21 protein-coding genes are annotated in these 23,822 nt (G+C 34.1%); 17 read left to right on the forward strand and 4 right to left on the reverse strand.

The window, feature by feature from the left end; translation table 11 throughout:
* Window positions 1–206: 206 nt before the first annotated feature.
* The 4 genes from G634_RS17870 to G634_RS0103695 all read right to left on the reverse strand — a co-directional run bounded on the left by G634_RS17870 (window position 207) and on the right by G634_RS0103695 (window position 3,458).
* On the reverse strand, window positions 207–1,106 hold the full coding sequence (locus G634_RS17870; protein ID WP_051233662.1) for a YitT family protein: 900 nt from the start codon (window positions 1,104–1,106) through the stop codon (window positions 207–209).
* A 53-nt stretch (window positions 1,107–1,159) separates the two neighbouring features.
* The gene (locus tag G634_RS0103685; RefSeq protein WP_026504153.1) at window positions 1,160–1,789 is read right to left on the reverse strand and encodes a manganese efflux pump MntP; all 630 of its coding nucleotides are present in this window, start codon (window positions 1,787–1,789) and stop codon (window positions 1,160–1,162) included.
* Between the two features lie 482 nt (window positions 1,790–2,271).
* The gene (trxA, locus tag G634_RS0103690) at window positions 2,272–2,583 is read right to left on the reverse strand and encodes a thioredoxin (RefSeq protein ID WP_026504154.1); all 312 of its coding nucleotides are present in this window, start codon (window positions 2,581–2,583) and stop codon (window positions 2,272–2,274) included.
* Window positions 2,584–2,762: 179 nt separating this feature from the next.
* The gene (locus G634_RS0103695) at window positions 2,763–3,458 is read right to left on the reverse strand and encodes a FadR/GntR family transcriptional regulator (RefSeq protein ID WP_026504155.1); all 696 of its coding nucleotides are present in this window, start codon (window positions 3,456–3,458) and stop codon (window positions 2,763–2,765) included.
* A gap of 308 nt (window positions 3,459–3,766) precedes the next feature.
* On the opposite strand from G634_RS0103695, the gene G634_RS0103700 reads away from it, so the two are divergent.
* From G634_RS0103700 to G634_RS0103780, 17 genes are all read left to right on the forward strand, one after another.
* Window positions 3,767–4,186, forward strand: a complete 420-nt coding sequence (locus tag G634_RS0103700; protein WP_026504156.1) for a hypothetical protein — start codon at window positions 3,767–3,769, stop codon at window positions 4,184–4,186.
* A 20-nt stretch (window positions 4,187–4,206) separates the two neighbouring features.
* Window positions 4,207–5,034, forward strand: coding sequence for a CorA family divalent cation transporter (locus G634_RS20135; protein WP_051233663.1), 828 nt, complete (start codon window positions 4,207–4,209; stop codon window positions 5,032–5,034).
* 370 nt (window positions 5,035–5,404) lie between these two features.
* Window positions 5,405–6,526, forward strand: coding sequence for a recombinase RecA (gene recA / locus G634_RS0103710; protein ID WP_026504157.1), 1,122 nt, complete (start codon window positions 5,405–5,407; stop codon window positions 6,524–6,526).
* A complete protein-coding gene (locus tag G634_RS0103715) occupies window positions 6,526–7,125 on the forward strand; it encodes a regulatory protein RecX (protein ID WP_026504158.1) in 600 nt (199 codons plus the stop codon). Before recA ends, G634_RS0103715 begins: the two co-directional genes overlap by 1 nt.
* Before the next feature lie 155 nt (window positions 7,126–7,280).
* Window positions 7,281–8,828, forward strand: coding sequence for a ribonuclease Y (gene rny / locus G634_RS0103720; RefSeq protein WP_026504159.1), 1,548 nt, complete (start codon window positions 7,281–7,283; stop codon window positions 8,826–8,828).
* 165 nt (window positions 8,829–8,993) lie between these two features.
* Window positions 8,994–9,371, forward strand: coding sequence for a metal-dependent transcriptional regulator (locus G634_RS0103725; protein WP_026504160.1), 378 nt, complete (start codon window positions 8,994–8,996; stop codon window positions 9,369–9,371).
* Complete coding sequence (locus G634_RS0103730) at window positions 9,364–10,965, forward strand: RsmB/NOP family class I SAM-dependent RNA methyltransferase (protein WP_035798808.1); 1,602 nt, start codon at window positions 9,364–9,366, stop codon at window positions 10,963–10,965. Before G634_RS0103725 ends, G634_RS0103730 begins: the two co-directional genes overlap by 8 nt.
* 53 nt (window positions 10,966–11,018) lie before the next feature.
* On the forward strand, window positions 11,019–12,986 hold the full coding sequence (locus G634_RS0103735; RefSeq protein ID WP_026504162.1) for an ATP-binding protein: 1,968 nt from the start codon (window positions 11,019–11,021) through the stop codon (window positions 12,984–12,986).
* A 22-nt stretch (window positions 12,987–13,008) separates the two neighbouring features.
* Window positions 13,009–14,652 carry a putative manganese-dependent inorganic diphosphatase gene (locus G634_RS0103740; protein WP_026504163.1) on the forward strand — a complete coding sequence of 548 codons (1,644 nt, stop codon included), beginning with the start codon at window positions 13,009–13,011 and terminating at the stop codon, window positions 14,650–14,652.
* A gap of 11 nt (window positions 14,653–14,663) precedes the next feature.
* Window positions 14,664–16,418 carry a GGDEF domain-containing phosphodiesterase gene (locus tag G634_RS0103745; protein WP_026504164.1) on the forward strand — a complete coding sequence of 585 codons (1,755 nt, stop codon included), beginning with the start codon at window positions 14,664–14,666 and terminating at the stop codon, window positions 16,416–16,418.
* A 9-nt stretch (window positions 16,419–16,427) separates the two neighbouring features.
* A complete protein-coding gene (locus G634_RS0103750) occupies window positions 16,428–21,113 on the forward strand; it encodes an FtsK/SpoIIIE domain-containing protein (protein ID WP_026504165.1) in 4,686 nt (1,561 codons plus the stop codon).
* Window positions 21,114–21,185: 72 nt separating this feature from the next.
* The gene (locus G634_RS0103755) at window positions 21,186–21,908 is read left to right on the forward strand and encodes a LytR/AlgR family response regulator transcription factor (RefSeq protein ID WP_026504166.1); all 723 of its coding nucleotides are present in this window, start codon (window positions 21,186–21,188) and stop codon (window positions 21,906–21,908) included.
* On the forward strand, window positions 21,889–22,653 hold the full coding sequence (locus tag G634_RS0103760; protein ID WP_026504167.1) for a hypothetical protein: 765 nt from the start codon (window positions 21,889–21,891) through the stop codon (window positions 22,651–22,653). Before G634_RS0103755 ends, G634_RS0103760 begins: the two co-directional genes overlap by 20 nt.
* Window positions 22,654–22,683: 30 nt before the next feature.
* Complete coding sequence (locus tag G634_RS0103765; protein WP_026504168.1) at window positions 22,684–22,932, forward strand: hypothetical protein; 249 nt, start codon at window positions 22,684–22,686, stop codon at window positions 22,930–22,932.
* Between the two features lie 11 nt (window positions 22,933–22,943).
* Window positions 22,944–23,318 carry a hypothetical protein gene (locus tag G634_RS0103770; protein ID WP_026504169.1) on the forward strand — a complete coding sequence of 125 codons (375 nt, stop codon included), beginning with the start codon at window positions 22,944–22,946 and terminating at the stop codon, window positions 23,316–23,318.
* A gap of 21 nt (window positions 23,319–23,339) precedes the next feature.
* A complete protein-coding gene (locus G634_RS0103775) occupies window positions 23,340–23,594 on the forward strand; it encodes a hypothetical protein (RefSeq protein ID WP_026504170.1) in 255 nt (84 codons plus the stop codon).
* Between the two features lie 9 nt (window positions 23,595–23,603).
* Window positions 23,604–23,807, forward strand: coding sequence for a hypothetical protein (locus tag G634_RS0103780; RefSeq protein ID WP_026504171.1), 204 nt, complete (start codon window positions 23,604–23,606; stop codon window positions 23,805–23,807).
* Window positions 23,808–23,822 lie beyond the last annotated feature (15 nt).

The following is a 23,822-nucleotide window of genomic DNA, read 5'->3' on the forward strand; positions in this document are numbered from 1 at the left end:
TATATAGAAACAATAAAGTATGACTTCTTGCTGAGATTTAGGATAATCATCAGCAAGAATCCTGCTTCGCAGGACAAAATTTGTCTTGACGACAAATTATGGTCAGGTACGGTTCTTGATTTTCCTGATGAAAATAAGAACCTATAGAATTTCAATGATTAGGATTTTTGCACAATAACTATTGTGAATAAGAATATTTGCCTTAATCAATCATTTGGATGCATATGAAAATTACCTTCAAGTTGTTCTGTTTTAAGAATATTTATAAATGCATGAGGGTCAATCTTTAGTATTTCTGCAGTTACACGTTTAATTTCATCACTTGATACAACGGAATAAACTATAGTCCTTTTATCAAGTTCATAAGCACCATATGCATGAATATCAGTTGCACCATGGTTGGTTATTTGATAAATACGTTCTGTAACACGTCTAGGATGTTCTGTAATGATTAAAAGAGTGTTTTTCTTGTATCTTTTATATAGTATATGAATTACCTGTGTGGAACTGAATTGGAAAATAATAGAATACAAAGCCTTATTCCAACCAAACAAATATCCATCACAGATAAGCATAACGGCATTCAATCCTAAGATATAATTAAAAGAATCAATTCCGAATTTCTCTGACAAGTAAATAGCGATAAAATCGGTTCCTCCGCTGGTAGCATCAGCACTTAAGCATAGTGTAATAGCAAATCCATTTATTAAACCTCCAAAGATACTGATGAGCAAAATATCATAAGTAAATGCATGAATAGGAATTATATCAGTTAGCAAAGTTATGGTTACTATTGTTATACAAGAATAGATGGTAAATTTTTTTCCTATTTTTTTATACGCCAGAATAATAGGAAAGGAATTAAGCAGAATATAAATTGGGCCATAAGGTAATTCCCGATGAAAGAAGAACGAAAAAATGTTTTGAATAAGCAAAGATAAACCTGCGAAACCACCAGGTAGTAGATTACCAGCTTTAACAAAGGTTCTAAGGTTGACTGACATTAAAATGCCGGCAGATATACACAGAATTATTCTGGTTAAATCTCTTTTTTGAAATTCAAATCGAACAGGTTCAAGGTCAGATTGATTATTATCTTTTTTCATATTAATCTCCTGTAAAAAATAATTAAGTTGTTTTAATATATTATTAGTGTTATTTAAACAAAAGCCTTTATGAATATCTCAAGGCCGATGATAATCAAAATGCTACCCCCAAGGAAATTTGCATATGAGTTTACTTTTTTTCCAAATATTTTGCCAAGTTTAACCCCAAATACGCAGATAGCATAGGTTACAATCGCTATTATCAAAGAACTTAGAAATGCTTTAATAAAGTTATAAGATGAAATTGTAAAACCAACTGAAAGGGCATCAATTGAAGTTGCTATTCCCTGAATTAGCAAAGTCTTTAAGGAAAGCTTTTCGTGGATGTTTTTTTGCCCATTTTCTGTATTGATACAGTCATTATCAATATTGGATTTAGCCTTGGATTCGCGAATTCCTTCAATAATCATTTTTGTTCCAATGTAACTAAGAAGGATAAGTGCAATCCAAGGAATAAATTTTTGGAAAGTTTTAAACCATATTGAAATAGTGTGGACACAAATCCAACCAGTAAGCGGCATTATAAACTGAAAAAATGCGTATATAAGCGCCATTTTTGCATGCCTTTTTCTAGACATGGAAGGTTCTTTAAGACCATTAGCTATGCAAACAGAGAATGCATCCATGGCAAGTCCTATTCCTAAGCCAACACTGTTGATAAAAAAAATAGTCAGGAAAAACATAAAATACCTACCTTTGATATAATTCATGACAAAAAAGTTTGTTATTGTATGACTTCTTGTCACTTATATTCAGAAACTCGCATTTACTGCGAGTTTCGTGAGAACAAAAGTCAAGCGGCAAACTGGTTCAAGGCGAAGCCTTTTTAAATGGCCAGTTTGCGTGGTTTTTGGAACGCAGTGACAAAAATTTATAAATTATCAGCACATAAAAACTCATGCAAAATCAAATTTTCGATATAAACTTGATTTCACATGAGTTTTGAATGTATGTAAATACAAAAACAAAAAACTCCGATTGAGTATAATTACCTTTTATCATGTATTAGAAAGCAATTAGCCAGTTAAAAATATATTTAAAAATATATTCAATACAAACTGCTATTCACATCTTGCAATCTAATAAGAATATCATGGTAAAGCTAAAATTTCAATAGGTATATGCTTTTTGATAGTGTCAAATAATAATAATATTATTATTGTTGTTATTTCCCTATAAACTTTAATACTTCAGACTTCTGCTTTGCACCTACACTTTTATCGACAAGTTTTCCGTCTTTTACCAATGCAAGAGTAGGAATACTCATAACGCTGAACTTCTCTGCAAGGTCGCTTTCTTCATCGACATTTACTTTGAAAACTTTTATATCATCGTTTTCTTCTGCAATCATGTCAACGATTGGAGACATCATTTTGCAAGGACCGCACCAATCTGCGTAAAAATCAATCAAAACTGGTGTAGTGGAATTTAAAACTTCGGTATCATATTCTGCTAAGGTAATTTTCTTTACTTCCATGCATTTTTCCTCTCTCTTTAAAATGAAAAATTAAGGTTATATTTTAAATATAACAAATACTTAATTATTTGTCAGTTGCTTTTTTTCCATTTTATTATGAAAGATAATAGGTCTGTTACTTTTTTAGTGTGTAATTAATGAGGGAAAGCTACTTGATTAGGTATATTTTAGTAATGAGTTCACTTTAGTTTGTAACAGCCATCTTTCAAATCAATAGTAGAAGCAGTTATTGCTTTGGTTACACCATCTAAATCTCTTTTTTGAATGAATTCAAAGATATATTTTAGATTTTTACATAAATCTTCTTTGCCATATTTTTGAACGTACTGCAAAAGCATACTTTTAAATAAATCTTTTATCCCATGAATAATGAATATAATTAAAGAATTTGATGCAAGCAGAGCCATTTTTTCATAATATATATATGTATAATCAACAATTTCATTGTTTTCATCAAGGCTTGATATATATTCAATATGACTTCTAAGAATTTGTATGCTGTCATCATCTGTATATGCTATAATGCTTCTGCAGATAAGCTGTTCTAGAAAGCATCGAAAATCTAAAAGATCTTTTATATCTTTTTCATAGCAAAAATAATTAGAATAGTGAGTTAGTCTAAGTAAGGTATTTATATTTCCTTTTGTTCGGAAATCATCAACAAAAGCCCCTTGTCTTGGAGTAATACAAATAAATCCATCATTTTCGAGTTCTTTAAGAGCAGAATTAATTGTATTTCGGCTTATATTAAGTGTGTTAGATAGTTCTCGTTGGGTAGGTAACTGATCACCAGGGGTAAGATTCTGATGCAAAATAAGCTTGATTATATATTCAATGACTAATTCTTTACTACTATTTTGGTTAATATCAGCCATAATTATCTCCTAATTACATTTATCACAAATTCTAATAATATATCGGTTTGATGATAAGGTGGATTTAGTATTTAAAATAGTAACATAAAATCTAATAACTATAATCACAAAAATAGAATGGAAGCGTAAGTGAATTTCTAAAAAAGAATATGAAAGAAAGTCGTGACAAAGCACATATACAGACAATTAAGTAATGATGCTCGACTTGAACAGTAGTATAAAAAGAAGTAAAATTGTAGATGTTATAAGGATTTGAAGATTATTTTATAGAAATGTTTGCATTTTATTAATGCTTGTTTGAGGTGACTATGCTAGTTCATAATGAAGAAGATTTTAAGTATATCATGCAGGATTTTGAAAAATATTATTTTGGAGCAAGATATACTTATCAGGAAATTATTGATTCTAATCTGATACCATTTAAATTTAAAACAATGATTGAAAGATATATTGCTAGGAATATAGATAAAGATACTACGCTTGAAAGTCATTTTTATTATATGACCAAAGAATCTGAAGGATATAAGTGTTTAAAACTATTACGGACCAGGGTTAGAGTTTCAGAGTTGGCTACATGTGGATTACTCCAAAAAAAAGAACGTTATGTAGAAAGAATTATTCCTGTTGAAAAACTTGTTAAGATGGATATCGAAGAGAAAAAAGAAAAGGCGATTGTGATTCGTGAAATACTAATTTCTAAGATGTCACTTATGGTATTTCAGGTTTAATTATTATTTGGGAGAGAAATATGCAGAAAGTAATCTATTTATCAGAATTGGATTTATATATAAAAGAATTAGAAAAACCAGTTGTTTCTTATATTAAAGAGGGACAGATTGAAACATACGAGAGCTTCGATACGTATACTATTGCTGCGTTTGATTGGTATAATTTATTTGATGAAAATGCTAAACCCGACCAGATTCTTATATATATTGATAGAAATGATATTTTCTTTATCTGTGAGAATGCCGATGCTTATAAGGCGGCAAATTCTTATTTTGAAGAGGGAATGACCAATGATTTAGTATTATATAGCTTTTTGAAAAATACCATGAAAGGCGGAATGCGAATCATGGAAAAGATGGAAACCGAAGTATACAGTCTTGAAGATGAGGTTAATAATGGCTCTAAAGAAGGGCTTAGTGAGCAGATTTTTGCTATGCGTGACCGAATACGTCATGTAAACAGGTATTACGAACAAATTGAATTTCTTATTCAAGAGTTTTGTGAAAATGATAACTATATGATTTCAGAAAATGAGATTAGAAATTTTGAAAACTTGAAAAATAGAGCGATTCATTTTAACACAATGGCGGCCCATCTTAGGGATTATATAATGCAGGTTAGGGAGGCTTATAAGGCACAAATCGGAATAGAACAGAATAATCTTATGAGAGTTTTTACAATGGTTACATCTATTTTCATGCCTCTTACGCTTATAGTGGGATGGTATGGAATGAATGTCAAGATGCCTGAGACGACATGGGAGTATGGATATATATTTGTCGCAGTTTTATGTGTTGTAGTATGTGGTATTTGGATGTACGTGTTTAGAAGAAAAAAATGGCTGTGAAGTGTCTTACTGATAGTATTATGCTAACATAAAAAGAGCCAAAATAACTTGGGGGGATATTGTGGCATATTATTTGACATTATAATCTTGTTTATGCTAACATATCTAAGTTAGCACGATTCAGTGCAGTTCTGCAAGAATTATCTGGTTGCTTCAACCTAAAATTCAGCATAATAATTGCATTAATATTTGACAAGTTCTACTATTTATCCTAAAATGGTTTAGTAAAAAATATGCTAATAATACACTTAAGATAAAAAAGTAGAGATAAGCACATCTAGGGTATTGAGGGGAATGCTATCAATAAGCTTTTTAATGTAATACCCTTTGGAAACGTTTTTGTTGCGCATAGGCGCAAAGAAAGGATTGTATGGAAAGAGAAGATAAACAAAAAGCATTAGAAGCTGCCCTTGGTCAGATTGAGAAACAGTTTGGTAAGGGCGCTGTTATGAAACTTGGCGATCCTATGAATCAGATGAATGTAGAGACTATTCCTACAGGATCACTTAGTTTGGATATTGCGCTTGGTTTAGGTGGAATTCCTAAGGGACGTATTATCGAGATTTATGGACCTGAATCATCAGGTAAGACAACTGTTACACTTCACATGATTTCAGAGGTACAGAAGAGAGGCGGAATTGCCGGATTTATTGATGCCGAACATGCGCTTGATCCGGTTTATGCCAAGAACATTGGTGTAGATATTGATAATCTTTACATTTCTCAGCCGGATAGTGGAGAGCAGGCGCTTGAAATTGCAGAGACTATGGTTCGTTCTGGTGCAATTGATATTGTAGTAGTCGATTCAGTTGCAGCTCTTGTTCCTAAGGCAGAAATTGATGGTGATATGGGTGATTCTCATGTTGGACTTCAGGCAAGACTTATGTCTCAAGCGCTTCGTAAGCTTACAGCTGTTATTAGTAAGTCTAATTGTACAGTTGTATTTATTAACCAGCTTCGTGAAAAGGTTGGAGTTCTTTTTGGAAGTCCAGAGACAACAACTGGTGGACGTGCGCTTAAGTTCTATTCATCTATTAGACTTGATGTTCGCAGGACAGAATCTTTGAAGGCAAATGGAGATATTGTAGGAAATCACACAAAAGTCAAAGTCGTAAAGAATAAGATTGCACCGCCGTTCAAGACTGCTGAATTTGATATTATGTTTGGACGAGGAATCTCTCACTCGGGCGATGTTTTAGACCTTGCTGCTGATCTTGATATTGTCAATAAGAGTGGTGCTTGGTATCAGTACAATGGCGAGAAAATTGGTCAGGGACGTGAAAATGCCAAGAACTATCTTGAAGATCATCCGGTAATGATGGCTGAAATTGAAGCACAGGTTCGTGAACATTATGAACTTCCTGAAGATGAGTATACCAAAAATCAGATTAAAGAAGCTCTTTCTGCAGGAAAAGCAGATGAGAAAAAGACTGATAATGTAGATGAAGCTGCATCTAAAAAGACTACTAAGAAAGCGAAAGCAGAAGTCTAATGATCATTCTTGAAATAAAAGAATACGATAAAAAAAGATGTGAGATTCTCCTTGATACAGATGAAAGATTTCTTTTGTATAAAGGAGAAATCAAACATCTGAAATTACAGAAAGATATGGAAATTGCTGAAGAAGTCTATTCTGAAATTATTGCTCTTCTTAAAAAAAGAGCAACTCTTCGAGCTATGAACTTATTACAGGTAAAGGATTACACAGAATACAAACTAACCGAAAAGCTTAAAGAAAGCGGTTACCCAGGGATATGTATAGAGTCCGCAATTGAATATGTTAAATCATACAAATATGTTGATGACTACAGATATGCATCTGATTATGTGAAATATCAAATTGATAAACGTAGTGAGAGAAGGATTAAACAGGATCTTGCTCAAAAAGGAATTGATAGCGAGATTATTGAAGAAGTATTAGATGAAGTAAGAGATGATAATCCTGATGCAGAAATTGGCCAGATTAAAAAACTATTAGAGAAAAAAGGATATTCAGAGGATATGCCGTACAAAGAAAAGCAGAAAATAATGGCTTTTTTATATAGAAAAGGATATTCTCAAGATTTAATTTATAAATCAATTAACATTTAACCGTATAAAAAGCAGTAATTTAGTAGTTTTCCTTGACATGTACCACTAATAAGCATACAATTAAATTGTTGTAAAATTGTATAAATCAATGCTTTAAAATCGCATGATATACAAAATATTGTACAATGAAAATTGAATAAGGAGGTGCTCCTGTAATGATTATTGAGGCTGTCAAACTAGCACTAGTTGCTCTCGTTTCAGCTATCATTGCAGTTCTGGCTACGAATTTTCGTCATAAGAAAATTGATATGCAGAAGATAGGCAATGCACAAGAGAGGGCAAGAAAAATCATTGACGATGCTCTTGAGAAAGCAGAAGAGGACAAGCGTGTAAAATTACTTGAGGCAAAAGAAGAATCTCTGAAAGTCAAGAATGAGCTCGAAAAAGAAGTCAGAGATAGACGTGCAGAAGTACAGCGTTCAGAACGTCGAATTCAGCAGAAAGAGGAAAATGTTGAGAAGCGTTCAGAAGCAATCGAAAGAAGGGAACAGTCTCTATCAGCTCGTGAAGAAAATCTCAGCAAAAAAAGTGCTGAAATTTCAAGACTGAACGAGCAAAGAATTGAAGAACTTGAGAAAATCTCAGGTTTAACTTCTGAGCAGGCAAAGGAATACCTTTTAAAGATTGTCGAAGATGATGTTAAGCATGAATCTGCTGTTATGATTAAGAACGTTGAGGCTGAAGCAAAGGAAGAAGCAGACAAGAGAGCGAAGGAAATCGTTATTGGTGCTATTCAGAGATGTGCTGCTGATCATGTTGCTGAATCGACTATTTCTGTAGTACAGTTGCCAAATGATGAGATGAAGGGACGAATTATCGGACGTGAGGGACGCAATATTCGTACTCTTGAGACAATGACAGGTGTGGATCTTATCATTGATGATACTCCTGAAGCTGTAGTTATCTCGGGTTTTGATCCTATTAGACGTGAAGTTGCTAGAATTGCACTTGAGAAACTTATCGTTGACGGACGTATTCATCCAGCCAGAATTGAAGAAATGGTTGAGAAAGCCAAGAAAGAAGTGGCTGCCGAGATTAAAGAAGAAGGCGAATCTGCAGCAATGGATGCAGGAGTTCACGGATTACATCCTGAAGTTATTAAACTTTTGGGAAGACTTAAATTCCGTACTAGTTATGGTCAGAATGTGTTAAAGCATTCCATAGAAGTGTCTATGTTATGTGGACTTATGGCATCAGAACTTGGTTTGGATACAAGGGTTGCAAAGAGAGCCGGATTATTACATGATATCGGGAAGGCTGTTGATCATGAAATGGAAGGCTCACATGTACAGCTTGGTGCAGATATTTGTAGAAAATACAAAGAAAGTGCGCTTATTGTCAACGCAGTAGAAGCTCATCATGGAGACGTTGAACCACAATCACTAATTGCAGTGCTTGTTCAGGCAGCTGATACCATTTCAGCAGCAAGACCTGGTGCGAGAAGAGAGACACTCGAAACATATACTACTAGATTGAAACAGTTAGAAGATATTACTAATAGTTTCAAAGGTGTGGATCATTCATATGCTATACAGGCTGGAAGAGAAGTAAGAGTTATGGTAGTACCAGATCAGGTTAGCGATTCAGATATGGTCGTTATGGCTCATGATATTTCAAAGAAGATTGAGTCTGAAATGGAATATCCTGGACAAATTAAAGTAAATGTTATACGTGAAAGCAGAGCTACTGATTTTGCAAAGTAAATTTAGGGTCAGAATCTTTTTTGGGTTCTGACTCTTTTTTTGTGAAAGGTTTGCATAGTGTGTTAGGTTATGCTAACATCTTGATTAAGAATAATTAATGTTGCTTTTTATAGCAGCAAGGAGCTCATTACACTAGCATTCTATTGAAAAGAGGTAACGGTTGAAATGCACGAATCAGGTGAAGATTACTTGGAAACTATTTATGTATTAAAACACAGGAACGGAAGTGTGCGTTCTGTTGATGTTGCTCAAGAACTCAATTTTTCCAGGCCAAGTGTTTCTAGGGCTGTTGGAATATTGAAGCAGAACGGATATCTTACTGTGGCAGAGGATGGAGAACTTATTCTTACTAAACAAGGTATAACAAAAGCTGAAAGCGTATATGATAGACATACTAGTCTTACAAAATTTTTGATAATGACAGCTAAAGTCGATGCAAAAACAGCAGAAGCTGATGCATGCAGAATAGAACATATTATTAGTCAATCCACTTTTGCTGGAATAAAGAAATATATTAAGGAAAACGAAAAAGAAAATGAATAATGAACATATTGAAAACACGCTTCCTGAAGTATTCAGGAAGCGTGTTATGAAAATGATGGATAATGAATATGCGGATTTTGTTAAGTCATTATGCATTGAACCTAAAAAGGCACTTAGATTAAATCCATTAAAATCCCGAGAAGAAGATTTGGAAAAAACAGATTTTTCATTACAACGCATTGAATGGGAAGAAAATGGATATATATATTCAGATAAAGACGAACCTGGAAAGTCATCGCTTCATATGGCAGGGATGTATTATATTCAAGAACCTAGTGCTATGGCTCCTGTTACATATTTGAATCCTCAAAAAGGCGACAGAGTCCTTGATTTGTGTGCGGCTCCAGGAGGAAAGAGTACGCAGATTGCGGGGAAACTTGGTGGAGAAGGAATTCTTATTTCCAATGAAATAAATGCTAAGAGAGCAAAAATATTAGCAGAAAATATAGAAAGATTAGGAATTAGGAATGCTATGGTATTGAATGAGACACCGCAGCATTTAAGCGAGAGATTTGAAGGCTGGTTTGACAAAATCCTAGTAGATGCACCTTGTTCTGGTGAAGGAATGTTTAGAAAAAATACAGAAGCTATAAGTGAATGGTCACCGGAAAATGTTGAATTATGTGCTGATAGACAGGATGAGATACTTGATTATGCTGAGAAAATGCTAGCTCCGAATGGAATAATAGTATATTCTACATGTACATTTGCTCCGGATGAAGATGAAGGAACAATTTATCGCTTTCTTTTAAGACATAGGGATTATCATTTACTTGATACACATTTATATAGTGGAATGGATCATGGAGTGAAGGATTTTGCAAAATGGAAAACGTCAGATGAAAGTACATGGACTTATACTAATAAATTTGAAGATGAGGATATTGCTGATTCGTTAACAAAGTGCATTAGACTTTGGCCACATCATTTAGAGGGAGAAGGACATTTTCTTGCTATATTAAAGAAAAATGAAGTAGCTGATAATGGTCAAAAAATAGCATATTGTTTTGGAGGTTTCCAAAAAGGATTTACAATTGAGAAAAATGAGATAGCAGGAACTAAAGACTCCTTTAGCAGGAAGAGTTCATCATTTGAGAGTAAAAATCAAAAGGCAAAACAAAAGAAAAATTCAAAAAGGACATCTCCTGATAATGGAAGACAACTTGAAAATGCATTTAAGATTTATCAGGATTTTGCAAATGATACTTTGACTTCAAAGGGAATAAGTAAGCTTAACGGTACTTTTTTTCTTTTTGGAGAACAGGTTTATTTAGCACCTGATATTATGCCTTCTACTACTGGTTTGAAAGTGATGCGTCCAGGTCTTCATCTTGGAACTTTAAAAAAGGATCGCTTAGAACCATCACACGCTCTTGCACTTTATCTTGATAAAGATGATGTTAAGAGAAGGGCTGAACTTCCAGCAGGTAGTAATGAGGTTAATGAGTATACAACGGGCCTTACAATAAATATAAATCTTAAGGAAAGCGGATGGTGTCTTATTACAACAAATGATTTGAGTCTTGGTTGGGCAAAAAGCGATGGCAAAAAGTTGAAAAATCATTATCCTAAAGGCTTAAGAAATATGATATGATATTATTTGGAATATTGTTTTTGGTTGATGAAGCATTATGACAAGGAGTTTCCATGGACAAAGAAGTATTGTTTAGTAATAATATTCGTAAGTTTTTAGGAAAGCTTCCAGTTGGTCTTGCTGTTTTGGGTTATTGTAAGGGTAGGATAACGTTAGAAGCAGTTACAGATGCCTTAGCTAAAGAATTCAATGTTAGTACGCAGGGAACTGATCTTACTATTGAACTTTTTAGGCATATAATTCATCCAAATGATTTGCTTAAATTAAAAAATTTTTTCATGACCTTGCAGATTGCTCCAGGGACAAGAATGTCGGAGGTTGCAAGATTAAGAGCCATGGATTCGCATGATTATAATTGGTATCGCATAGGTGCGTGCGCGCAGCAGATTGATGATGATTTTTCTTTGGTGTATGCAGAATACGCGAATATTAATGAATTGCAGATTCAGAGCCAGAAAAATGAATATGATAGTGAGAGAAGTTTTAACTTGTTAGAAACAATTCTTGACACAACTCAGGTTCCGATATTTTGGAAAGACAAAAACAGACGTTTTTTAGGCGGAAATAAGGCTTTTAGACAATATTTTGATTTGTTAAGAGATGAGGATTTTATCGGAAAAAATGATGAGGAAATGGGATTTCATCCTGACCCGGAAGTCTTCAAAAATGATGAAGAAAAGGTGCTAAAAGGCAATTCCACCTATATGGTTCATGGAAAATGTTATAAAGGAAAGAATATTAGAGATATTCTTGCAACCAAAAATCCAATATATGAAAGCGGAAAAGTAATCGGCCTTGTCGGAAGTTTTTTTGATATGACTCATACTTTTGAGCAGGAAAGAGAAATAAAGACTCTGAATGAGAAGCTGAATATTGCGCTTGAAAATGAAAAAATTGAATCACAAAAAGCTAGTGATTTTCTTGCACAAATGAATCATGAAATTGAAACTCCTGTAAGTTCAATTATTTCGCTTGCAAATCAGTTGAAGAGTAAGGAAATAAGTGATGAATGTCTGGAAGATATTGACAAGATTATTGCATCTGCAAAATATCTTAAGCATATTTTAGGTGATGTTCGTGAGCTTAAAAAAGGCCATATTGATAATTCATCACTGATTTTCTCAAATACATCAATTGACGATGTGCTTTCTGATGTAAATAAGATTATCGAGCCTTTGGCAAGACAGAAAAATATCGTTTTAAAAATTAATGATAGAGATCTTGTGAAACGCAATTTCGTTGGAGACAAACAGCGAATTGATCAAATATTAGTTAACCTTCTGAGTAATGCTATTCGATTTACAGATGATAATGGACATGTTGAGCTTGAGCTACATCAAAAAAAAGTCGGCAAAGATATAAAAATGACTTTCGTAGTTAAGGATAACGGATGTGGAATGAATCCGTCGTTTTTGCAAAAAATTTTTCAACCTTTTGCTCAGGAAAACAGAAATGCTGATAAGTATGGATCAGGTGCTGGGCTAGGTCTTACTATTTCAAGATATCTTGCTAAAATGATGCATGGAGATATACGAGTTGAAAGTAGTGAGGGGTTTGGTTCAACTTTTATAGTATCCATTATTGTTGGTGATTCTAATACTATTGAGAAGAAAAACAAGAAAAAATCAGATATAAAGCAGTTAAAAGGTAAAAGAATACTTATTGTTGATGATAATGCTATAAATCGCCAGGTTGCAAGTAGTATTTTGCAAGATGTAGAATTAAAGGCAGATTGTGTAGAAGATGGAGAAAGTTGTATTTTGACATTTTCGAAATCTAAAGATGATTATTATGACGCGATTTTACTAGACCTTCAGATGCCAGGATTAAATGGTTTTGAAGTATTACAGAAAATACGAAGTCTACAGCGCAGGGATGCGAAATCAATACCTATAATAGCAATGTCAGCTGATGTTTTTGAAGAAAGTGTAAAAAATGCACTTAGTCAAGGCATGGATGGTTATCTAAGTAAGCCACTTAATCAAAAACAAGTATATGAAACATTGCAAAGACTTCTTTAAGAAATATATGGAGAATTAGTAAATGAAAGAAGAACGTCCAATTTATGTTGTAGGACATAAGAATCCTGATACTGACAGTATTTGTGCAGCTATTGCATATGCAAATTTAAAAAAAATTGTTACAGGTGAATTATATGAAGCAAGAAGAGCTGGAAATCTTAATGAAGAAACCAGTTTTGTATTAAAAAAGTTTGGAATTGAAACTCCAAAACTTTTGGAAGATGTTAGAACACAGGTACGAGACTTGGAAATCAGAAAGATTGCAGGTGTTGAAAAGTCTATCTCACTTAAAGATGCATGGGAGAAGATGAGAAGCGCCGGAGTTGTAACTCTTTGTGTTACAGAAGATCAAAAGCTTCAGGGACTTATTACTACGGGTGATATTGTGACATCTTACATGGATGTATATGAAAGCAGTATATTGGCCAGCGCCAAAACTTCTTACAAAAATATCGTAAAAACTCTCGATGGAGAGATGATACTAGGAGATATAAACGGTTACGTTGAAAAGGGAAAGGTTGTAGTTGCCGCAGCAAGTCCTGAAGTCATGGAGAACATTATTGAATCAGGAGATGTGGTAATACTTGGAAACAGGTATGAGACACAACTTTGTGCACTTGAAATGGATGCAGATTGTATTATAGTTTGTGACGGAGCAGAGGTTGCACAGACAATTCAAAAGCAGGCAAAACAGCATAATTGTAAAATTATAAGAACACCTCATGATACTTTTACAGCATCCAGACTTGTAAATACAAGTATGCCAGTTGAGCATTTCATGAAGGATGATAAGCTTGTAGCGTTCCATCTAACTGACTATATTGATGATATTCAGGAAATTATGGCACAGATGCGACATAGATATTTCCCTGTTGTGGATGATGATGATAACTATGTCGGAATGATTTCTCGAAGAAACTTCCTTGGTGCAAAGAAGAAGAAACTTATATTAGTAGACCACAATGAACAGAGTCAGGCAGTAAATGGTGTTGAAGCTGCAGATTTGTTAGAGATTATAGATCATCACAGATTGGGAACTATTTCAACATCAGGTCCTGTCTTTTTCCGTAATCAGCCGCTTGGTTCGACGTCGACTATTGTATATCTTATGTATCATGAGTATAATATAGAAATTGATAAAAAAATAGCAGGACTTCTTTTAGCTGCTATTTTATCTGATACTTTGATGTATCGTAGTCCAACATGTACAAAAGTTGATAGAGATGCAGGAGCAGATCTCGCAAAAATAGTAGGAATAGATCCTGAGGAATTTGCTAGAGAGATGTTTCATGCCGGAAGTAATTTGGGCAATAAAACAGCAGATGAAATAATTCATCAGGATTTCAAGAAATTCATGGTTGATAATAAGACTATAGGCATTGGACAAATAAATTCCATGAGTTTTGAAGAACTTAAGGAAATCAGAACAAAGATTCTTCCACAGCTGGAGAGTGTTGTTGAGAATGATCATTTGGATATGGTTTTCTTTATGTTGACAAATATTATAAAAGAATCTTCAGAAGTTATTTTTGCTGGAAATAATGCGCAAAATGTACTGGAAAATGGCTTTTCAGTAAAGGCCAAGGGGCAATCCGTACAATTAAATGGTGTTGTATCCCGTAAGAAACAGCTCCTTCCTACAATAGTGGATACAATGGAAAGTTAAGATTATTATTTATGAAACCAGAACAAAGTTTAGAAAAATCAACAAACGTATTAAAATCTGTTATTGAATTACTAAGTCAAAATCAGAATTCATATGCAATTATATATAAAGTTTTTAAGCTTGTAAGCCAAATTGTTCCAATTGCACGAGTAGAGATGTCAATTACGGCACTTCCAGATGGAATGATTATTGATTCCAAAAGAGATTTTTTTTATATAGCGTTTGATACAGGTCATTCTACTAAGAAAAAGAATCTTTTTGAGAGCATGGTATTTGGAACCAAGGAAAAAAATGTAGAATTTATATGCATTCCTAAAGATGGATGTGAATTTTCACAGGATGATTTAGACTATCTTAACAAGGTAACAGGTATTCTATATATTCATGTAGAAAGAACTTGTATTCGATTTGCACTTGAAGAAAGTTACGTAGTCCAGAAATTAACTGGACTACCTAATGCAATAGGATATTTGAGACGTTTGCATAGTATTTACAGTTCTGGTGATATTCAAAAATATACAGGTTTTTTCTTTAATATTCGCGGATTTGGTCAGCTTATGTATGATTTTGATGCTGAGGAAGTTAAGAAAATTTCCAAGCGTTATGCAATAAGGCTTCGTGAATTAGTAGATGAGGATGAGGCTCTTTGTCATACGGGCTGCGATAACTTTGCTGCGCTTATTAAGAATGAACATAGTGATGAATTCTTAAGAAGAATTGAAAAAATTGAAGTATATGGAGTCAGAAATGATGAAAGAGTTCCCGTTGAAATCAGTGCAAGAATAGGCATTTACAGAGTTGATAAGAATAAATGCACACATTCAGCGGAAATTTTATCACAAGCTTGTGCGGCTATGAATTATGCAAGGCAAAAGCATTTAATGAAAGCAGAAATGACTCCAAGACTCTATGATGAAATAATTTTTGACAGACAAGTTTATGCTAATCTTTCAGAGGCTATTGAGAAACAGTGTATTAATGTGTTCTATCAGCCTAAAGTTAACCTTAATACAGGTGAGCTTATAGGAGCAGAGGCACTTGCAAGATGGAATTACGAAAAGAACGGAGAGTTACTTAATCCGGATGATTTTATCCCTGTTTTAGAAAAATCAACCAGAATAAGCGAAATGGATTTCTTTGTTCTAAAAAAGGTATGCGAATTTCAGGCTGAAAGAAAGAAAAAAGGTGAGTATATCGTTCCGATTTCTGTTAATTTCTCTCGAAGAGATTTGGAAATCGGTAGACTTGCAGAAAAAATTGATGAAGTTGTTAGAAGTTATGGGATAAACAGAACAGATATTGCTATTGAAATCACAGAGACAGCATATGTAGATGAAAAAGATACGCTTCTAAATTTTCTTTGGGATATGAAAAAGCTTGGGTATATAACTTCTGTTGATGATTTTGGGACAGGAAATTCATCATTGTTTATGATAAGAGAATATCCTGTTTCTGAAGTTAAAATTGATAAGTCGTTTATTAACAGAGTTGAATTAAGAACTGAAGATGAAGTTGTTGTTGGTGCAATGATTAATCTTGCTCATAAGCTTGGAATACATGTTATTGCGGAAGGAACAGAGTCTTTGATGCAGATTGAGTTTTTGAAGAAACTTGGTTGTCATAAGGCTCAGGGATATTTTTTTGATAAAGCACTTCCTAAAGAAGAGTTTATCAAAAGGTTAAGTATGAAGAAGTATGACATTATGCCTAATAAAGAGTACAATATTTTAGGCAGTAATTGCGAAATTTTGCAATTTAATTATTGAGGGAAAAGTATGGGTATTGTTATTAGTGTTTATTCCAAAAATGCCTGCAAAGAGTTTTTTCTTACAGGTGACGAAAACACAGTACTTTCAATCCATTTAGAAAAAAGAATGTTCAGGATTGAGGAAGATGTTGCCACTTCACTTGAGAATATTGCAGGTGAGTGGCATTTTTCCGCGATGCCTAATGCCAAAATATATCATAGAAATGAGTTATATGATGGCAGGGCGATAAATCCTAAAGATATATATTCACTTCGTACAAGATACGGAGAAATCTTAGAGATTTTTGTAAGTGAAAGAAAAAGTCCATTAATAGTCTTTAATAAATACATAATTCCTGATAAACCACAGTTTACAGTTGGTAGTGATTCTAGAAATGATATTTGTTATAAGTATTATCAGGGAAATTCTAATGTGGTATCAGGTCTTCATGCAAGTTTCTCTAAAATTGGAAATGATGGTTGGCAGATTCAGGATTTAAGCTCAAATGGAACTTATGTAAATGGTGCTATGCTTTATGGTTCTCGTCAACTTGTCTTTGGTGACAAGGTGGAGATATGGGGACTTCATATTGTATTTTTGGGAGAAATACTTGCCATCGAATCTTTCAATGAAGTAGTTGTATCGCCTGTTTTCAAAAGATTCAAAATTAATGAAGATGTCATTTCATCTGTAGAAGATATCGATGTGAAAAATTTTGATTATAAGCCTCCAGTACAGTATTATCATAGACCTCCTAGAAATATGGATAGAATGGAGTCTGGAGATTATTATATTAAAGTTCTTCCTGATAATGAAAATAGTAAAGAAGTCAGAAAAGCTTATTCAGATTACCTTAATTCTGAAGAAAATAAAATTGCCACTTGGTATCAGAAAAATGTTTATATTCTAAGAGCTCGTTACCCTAGTAGTATAGATATTTGTGGCTCAGATCATAGTCTTCCCAGACTGTTGTGGAGCAGAAATAAAACGCATGCTGATTTTTTATATCATAGACTTGGACGAGGCAGAATGCCTTTTCAGGTTCATGTTAAGTTACCTAAAGAACAGAAATTCTTTACTGGAGATAGTTTGCGAGACAGGGCGGAGGATCTTACTAAAAGGTTTGCCATGCTTGAAGATGTACCAATATGTGTGGATCTGAAAGTTGAGAGTCTTATAGGTATAGTAGGAGGAAAAGGCAGAATCGGCTGTTATGAGATTGTCTACGATCTTGTTGCTCAAATAGCTACTCAAAACAGTTATACAGATGTTAAAATGGCTTTTTTAACAAGAGGACAGGCTTCAGGAGATGATACGTGGGAATTTGCATTATGGCTTCCTCATGTATGGTCTGAAGATAAAAGAAGACGTTACGTAGCATTTGAAAACGATGAAGTTAAAGATGTGTGCTATGATCTTACAAATGTTTTTCGTAAGATTTCCAAGAATAAAGAACATTCTTCGGAATTTCCTCATTATGTAATTTTTGTAGAAGATCAGAATCTACTCAAAGATGAACTTCTTTCTAAATATATTTTTGACCCTGAAAATAAGGAAAATATAACAACTTTTCTTATGGCAGAAGAAATATCAGATTTGCCTAACAGCTGTAATACAGTTATTGAAAATGATGCTTCTTTTCAGGGATTATTCCGACTAAGAGAAGGAAGAGATTTCGGCACTCGGATAATGTTTGACAGACTTTCACAGGCTACTATCTGTGATATGTCAAGACGTCTTTCTGATGTACATATCATTGGAGAAAATCAAAGTGGTGAAATTCCTACATTTGTTTCATTCTTTGATATGGAGAAAGTAATTTCATTAGATGAACTAAGGATAGAACAAAGATGGTGTCATAATAATACTTTTGAGAGCCTTCGAGCAGTTATCGGGAAAAAAGCTGGTGGCGGAGATTTGTATCTTGACTTACATGAAAAATATCATGGTCCACATGGACTTATAGCAGGAACAACAGGTAGTGGTAAGTCTGAACTTCTTCAAACTTTTATTCTATCGCTTGCTGTGAATTTTAGTCCTGAAGATGTCAATTTTTTCCTTATAGACTATAAAGGTGGAGGAATGGCTAAAGCTTTTGCAAAACTTCCACATCTGATTGGTCAGATATCTAATCTATCAGGCAATCTTGCTAGAAGAGCAATGATTTCAATAAAAAGTGAGAATAGGCGAAGACAGAGAATTTTTAACGAAAATGGCGTAAGTCATATCGATGCTTATACTAGATTATATAAGCGCCACGAAGTTAATGTTCCTTTGCCTCATTTGTTTATAATTATAGATGAGTTTGCGCAACTTAAAGCAGAAGAACCTGATTTTATGCGTGAGCTTATTAGTGTTGCACAGGTAGGACGAAGCCTTGGGGTACATCTTATTTTGGCAACACAAAAGCCTGGCGGAGTTGTAGATGACAATATTTGGAGCAATTCCAAATTTAGAATATGTCTTAGAGTTCAAGATCAAAAGGATTCTTTAGAAGTGTTGCACAAGAGTGATGCTGCATTTCTTGCAAACCCAGGCAGAGCTATTTTGCAGGTTGGAAATGATGAATTATATGCTGAATTTCAATCTGGTTTCTGTGGCGAAATTTATGATCCTGATGAATATCTTTCTAGTAGAATTACTGCCAGGCTTATTACTAACACAGGAAGAGCTGGTCTTATTTCTGATTATACACAGAGTCGTAGAAGACAGGAACTTCGACATAACTGGATAAAAAGAGTTTTGAACGGTGAAGATATTGAAACAATTACCAATGAAAGATTGATGCAAAACTTTGAAACTTTGGCAGAAGAAATAAGAAGCGAAAACATGAATCTAACTGATGATGAATTTGCTGATAAAATTTTGATTGAGAGTGAAAAAAGAGGTATTCGTATTCCTGAAAGAAGAGAAAAAACGCAGCTTGAAGCAACTTGCGAGTATTTAGCAAAAGAAAGCGAAAGATTAAATAAAACAATTGACAACAAGCTCTGGCTTCCAGAACTTGGGGAAAAGATAAATCTTGAAGAACTTGAAGATTATAATAAGTATTCAAGTTCTGAAAATGGAGTTTGGAAGAATTATAAAGAAAAAAGTGTACTCAGAGCCTTTGCTGGTCTTCTAGATGACCCCGTTCATCAAGAGCAGACACCACTTGTTCTTAATTTTTCTCAAGATGGAAATACAGCTGTCTTCGGAATGGCTATGAGCGGAAAAAGTACATTTTTGCAAACAGTCATTTTTTCGATAACACAGCAGTATTCGCCAAGTGATGTTAATATCTATATTGTTGATTTTGGTGGAAGACATCTTTCTTGTTTTGAAGATGATGCTCATGTGGGCGGAATTCTATTCGACAGTGATATGGAAAAAATGCCTAATCTTATCCATATGATGGAATATACGCTTGAGAGAAGAAAGAGAAGATATGAAGGAAGCGGTTTTAATGCATTTCATGAAAAAGGCGATCCATTCATCTTGTTTGTTCTTGATGATATAGCATCATTTAGAGAAAAAACTGAAGATAAGTATCTTGAACAGCTTATTTTGCTTGCAAGAGAAGGAATGGGAGTTGGAATCTTTATGCTTATTACAGGGGTAGGATTTGGTATAAGAGATATTCCTGTGAGAATGTCTGACAGCCTTAGAAAAATAGTGGCTTTGCAGCTTCCTGATAAAGTGTCATATTTAGATGCTTTGAGGATTCAGAAGATAAACTCACTTCCTGACGAAGGCATACCAGGCAGAGGTCTTGTTATTTCAGATTCAAACGTATTAGAGTTTCAGACTGCGTATGCGGTAGATACAGATGAGTATGGCCGAAATAATGGTATAAAAACTCTTTCAAAAGAGCAGTCTGATAAATATACAGGAAAAAGAGCAGCTACTGTTCCGTTTATTCCCAAGAAACCTACGTACCAGCTATTTGAGGAGGCGATTAAGCGTCATATAGCTGAAAGCGGAAGTGATAAAGAAAGCCTGTGTACAAATGAGCTTGCTTTTGGTTATAATAGAACGAGTGCACAAATTGAAAGTATAGATTTGAGAGATACATATTTATATCTGATAAGTGGCAGAAGCAGATGCGGAAAAACCAATTTGCTAAAAGTTTTACTTAAAACTTCTGAGTATGTCAATGCCAAGAGTTATGTGATAGAAACAGATGGAAGCGAACTTAGAAGAGAAGCAGAACAAAGAAATGTTCCATACTATACAGATGTATTCGAGGTATGTAATCTTTTAAAAGAACTCGTACCTTTATTCAAGGAAAGAGCTAACATTCGTAAACAACTTCGCTTTGAAGGAAAAAGTGATGATGAAATTTTTGAATGTATGCAGGAAAAAGAGAAAATATTTGTTTTTATAGATGATATTATTTCTTTTTCTCTTCTTGCGCATAGTAGCGAAGGAGAAAGGACTAATCTTGCGGGTGCAATTTCTAATCTTTTCGAGAAGGGAAGTCTGTTGAATATTTATTTCTTTGCAACCTATAATGACGAAAAACGTATTCAGGCAGCGGGATTAAAAGTATTAACAGAATTTTTGGAGTATCGAAAAGGAATACATCTTGGTGGTATGGCTGATGGACAGAATGTTCTTCGATTTGAGGGAATTCCTTATAGAGAACTGGTATCAGCATCTGCTCCGGGACTTGGCTTTACAGCTTCAACAAATGGGCAGATATCTCAGAAAGTTTTAATACCACTTGTATAGAATAATAGTTACTGCAAAGACTATGAGTGCTGCGCAGGGATTAAATACTAATGGACAGAAAGGGTTAAATGCATGATAAGATATCTTGCGTTGATGAGCAGCAGACTGGAAACAAGGCAGTTGCAAGAGCTTATTCCACAGTATGCAGCTAAATATACAGATGAAAAATGGGAATATTATTATAGTGAGAATGTAGATTCTGTAATGGGACATATAGAGCAGTATTCTAAACAGGACGTTATAGGATGGGATGTGACAGCAAATGGTGCAGAAGAAGAACTGATTAACTTGCGCAAACACTGTCCAGCTTCATTTTTGATGATTTTTGCATCAAGTAGAATGAATCCTATGAGATATGTTAAGGCTGGAGTTAATCCGGATTCTCTTGTTTTGAAACCATATGAAAAAGAAGATTTAATGGAAGTATTAGATGAGTCATTTTCTGTTCTTGGTGAAAGAATAAGCAAGAGCAAAAATGATCTTCTTACAGTTTATACAGGAAATGCTCAAAAGTATCTTCAGGTTGATATTATCGATTACGTGGAAGCTAGAGAGAAGAAAGTTTTCCTTAAAATGAAAAAAGAAGAATACGGAATGTATGATTCTCTAGAAGATATATCTAAAAGGCTACCACATAGTTTTGTGCGATGTCATAGAAGCTATATCATCAATATGTCTCATATAGACAAAATGTTTTTGTCAGAAAATTATATTATAATGAAAAACGGTGATAGAATTCCCGTTTCTAGAACTTATAAGAAGGCGGTAAAAGAATATGGCATCAAAAATATATAGAGGGTTTTTGTTTAGCCGTTTAGAGTTGGCAGTTTTATTATTGTCTGCTGGAAGAAAGAAAATTGTTGGTCCAAGACTTCCTCATAAGGAAGAGGTTTCAGATATTTCAATGCTTCAGGCTGTTTTCAAGCTTACCAAAAGAGGACTCTTGGATGCAGGAGATACTGACAAGGATAGTGTCACTCCATCGGAAGAGGCATTTAAATTTTTGAAGCCCATGCTCGAGGCTACAAGGGTAATTGAACTTACACCATATGATGATGAGTGGAAACAAAAGTTTTTGTATGTTACATCTGATACAGTGGCTATTATGGAGCTATCTCAAAATGTAAAAGAAGACCAGCTTGCTATTAGTTCTATTCCAAGAGAAGATTTAGATGAATATCTTAGAATTGGATTTGATTTAGAAGATGTTCTTCCTTCTAAATATGAAAAGAGTGAGGAATACATTAAAGAAATAGATCCAGAGCAGATTCAGCTTCAATATCTTAAAGCTTTGAAAGTACCTGGTCCGTGCACTATGAAAGAGTGGATGGATGAAGTTAATAAAGTAGCAGGTGTAGAAGCTGTATTTGCACTTCGATTTTTCAGAAGCAGCGATGGAGAACTCACTCGATTGGGAATGATGTGCAGAGGAAAATATATGAATTATCGTATTGAATGTAGTGCTAGTAACATTCTTGATGATGAAAAAAATTCAATGCAGGTCTTTATAGATAGCGAAGAACTTTGGAGTGATTTATAAAATCCTTTTATGTAAAAAGAGGCATTTAACATGATTTTGGTAGATGTTGAAGTTATGTCTTTGGATAGAAGATATCAGTTTAGTCTGGATGAAAAGGCTAAAGTTGGCGGCGTTTTGCGTGAGATTGCTGACATTTTATGTCAGAAGCATCATTGCCGGTTAATCGGAGATATTGACGAAATGGTATTGTGTTCTAAGAGAAGAGAATGTATTCTTGATAAGAATCTATCTCTAGAATCACAGGGAATTCACAATGCTGACAGAATAATGTTGGTTTGAAGGAAGAATAAATGCGAGTAAATACTAAAGTTTTATTTGAAAATGTAGAAGAAAGAGTCGAAATTTATAAAAAGACTGAAGCAATTCTTGCTGAACTTGAGATAATCGAAAAGCAGCTTAAAAACGAAGAACCAGACAGCAGTGCTTTCATGGAACTTCATAAGATTCATGAAAAGCTCGAGAAGGATTTTATTAAGTTAAGACAGATTGGTTCAGCGTTTAGTACAATAGTTAAAATATATATGGATACAGATAATTTCATAACTGATCATTCTGATGGAGAAGGCTTTATGTATGAATGCAGAGAAGAAGCATTGATGAATTATTTAGAGCCGCTTGAAAGCTCGTATTTGAAGGTGGTTAGAGGTGAAAATCTAGATGATTGAATAAGGGAGAGGTTTTTGAACGTGGACGAGTTTGAAATAGATGTAAATGAACTTCTAGGTGATGTACGCAGTTTTGAAGAGTGTGTTCGCCGTTTGAAGAAGCTAAAAGATGATACCTATGATAGGTTAACTGTTGAACAAAAAAAGACAATAGATACGACAATGACAAATCTTGAAGCGTTTTCTAACAGCCTTAAACTTTCAGCTGAAACCTATTTAAAGGCTGAACAGTCTGTTAGAGAATTAATTGATGGAATACGAGTTGGAGAGGACTAAGTAGAATCAATGAGTCGTGCAGAGAATGAAATAAAAGAACTAGAGAGAATAATGGATAGAACAAAAGCGTATTGGAAAGGGGATGCAGGACGCGTTCATCGTGAAATTTTTGATGAGCTTACAGAAGAACTTTATAAAATGGCTGCTGTTTTGCCTGAAGTAGAGGAAAAACAGCATTCTGATATAGTATTTGACAGTCAGATTATTGATTAATTATCAAAGTCAGTA

Origin of the sequence: Butyrivibrio sp. NC3005 (genome assembly GCF_000424545.1) — a bacterium.
Taxonomy (GTDB): Bacteria; Bacillota; Clostridia; order Lachnospirales; family Lachnospiraceae; genus Butyrivibrio.

Excerpts from the sequence above, each read along its gene's own strand:
- G634_RS17870 (WP_051233662.1), bottom strand. The coding sequence starts at position 1,106 with ATGAAAAAAGATAATAATCAATCTGACCTTGAACCTGTTCGATTTGAA.
- G634_RS0103685 (WP_026504153.1), bottom strand. The coding sequence starts at position 1,789 with ATGTTTTTCCTGACTATTTTTTTTATCAACAGTGTTGGCTTAGGAATA.
- trxA (WP_026504154.1), bottom strand. The coding sequence starts at position 2,583 with ATGGAAGTAAAGAAAATTACCTTAGCAGAATATGATACCGAAGTTTTA.
- G634_RS0103695 (WP_026504155.1), bottom strand. The coding sequence starts at position 3,458 with ATGGCTGATATTAACCAAAATAGTAGTAAAGAATTAGTCATTGAATAT.
- G634_RS0103700 (WP_026504156.1), top strand. The coding sequence starts at position 3,767 with ATGCTAGTTCATAATGAAGAAGATTTTAAGTATATCATGCAGGATTTT.
- G634_RS20135 (WP_051233663.1), top strand. The coding sequence starts at position 4,207 with ATGCAGAAAGTAATCTATTTATCAGAATTGGATTTATATATAAAAGAA.
- recA (WP_026504157.1), top strand. The coding sequence starts at position 5,405 with ATGGAAAGAGAAGATAAACAAAAAGCATTAGAAGCTGCCCTTGGTCAG.
- G634_RS0103715 (WP_026504158.1), top strand. The coding sequence starts at position 6,526 with ATGATCATTCTTGAAATAAAAGAATACGATAAAAAAAGATGTGAGATT.
- rny (WP_026504159.1), top strand. The coding sequence starts at position 7,281 with ATGATTATTGAGGCTGTCAAACTAGCACTAGTTGCTCTCGTTTCAGCT.
- G634_RS0103725 (WP_026504160.1), top strand. The coding sequence starts at position 8,994 with ATGCACGAATCAGGTGAAGATTACTTGGAAACTATTTATGTATTAAAA.
- G634_RS0103730 (WP_035798808.1), top strand. The coding sequence starts at position 9,364 with ATGAATAATGAACATATTGAAAACACGCTTCCTGAAGTATTCAGGAAG.
- G634_RS0103735 (WP_026504162.1), top strand. The coding sequence starts at position 11,019 with ATGGACAAAGAAGTATTGTTTAGTAATAATATTCGTAAGTTTTTAGGA.
- G634_RS0103740 (WP_026504163.1), top strand. The coding sequence starts at position 13,009 with ATGAAAGAAGAACGTCCAATTTATGTTGTAGGACATAAGAATCCTGAT.
- G634_RS0103745 (WP_026504164.1), top strand. The coding sequence starts at position 14,664 with ATGAAACCAGAACAAAGTTTAGAAAAATCAACAAACGTATTAAAATCT.
- G634_RS0103750 (WP_026504165.1), top strand. The coding sequence starts at position 16,428 with ATGGGTATTGTTATTAGTGTTTATTCCAAAAATGCCTGCAAAGAGTTT.
- G634_RS0103755 (WP_026504166.1), top strand. The coding sequence starts at position 21,186 with ATGATAAGATATCTTGCGTTGATGAGCAGCAGACTGGAAACAAGGCAG.
- G634_RS0103760 (WP_026504167.1), top strand. The coding sequence starts at position 21,889 with ATGGCATCAAAAATATATAGAGGGTTTTTGTTTAGCCGTTTAGAGTTG.
- G634_RS0103765 (WP_026504168.1), top strand. The coding sequence starts at position 22,684 with ATGATTTTGGTAGATGTTGAAGTTATGTCTTTGGATAGAAGATATCAG.
- G634_RS0103770 (WP_026504169.1), top strand. The coding sequence starts at position 22,944 with ATGCGAGTAAATACTAAAGTTTTATTTGAAAATGTAGAAGAAAGAGTC.
- G634_RS0103780 (WP_026504171.1), top strand. The coding sequence starts at position 23,604 with ATGAGTCGTGCAGAGAATGAAATAAAAGAACTAGAGAGAATAATGGAT.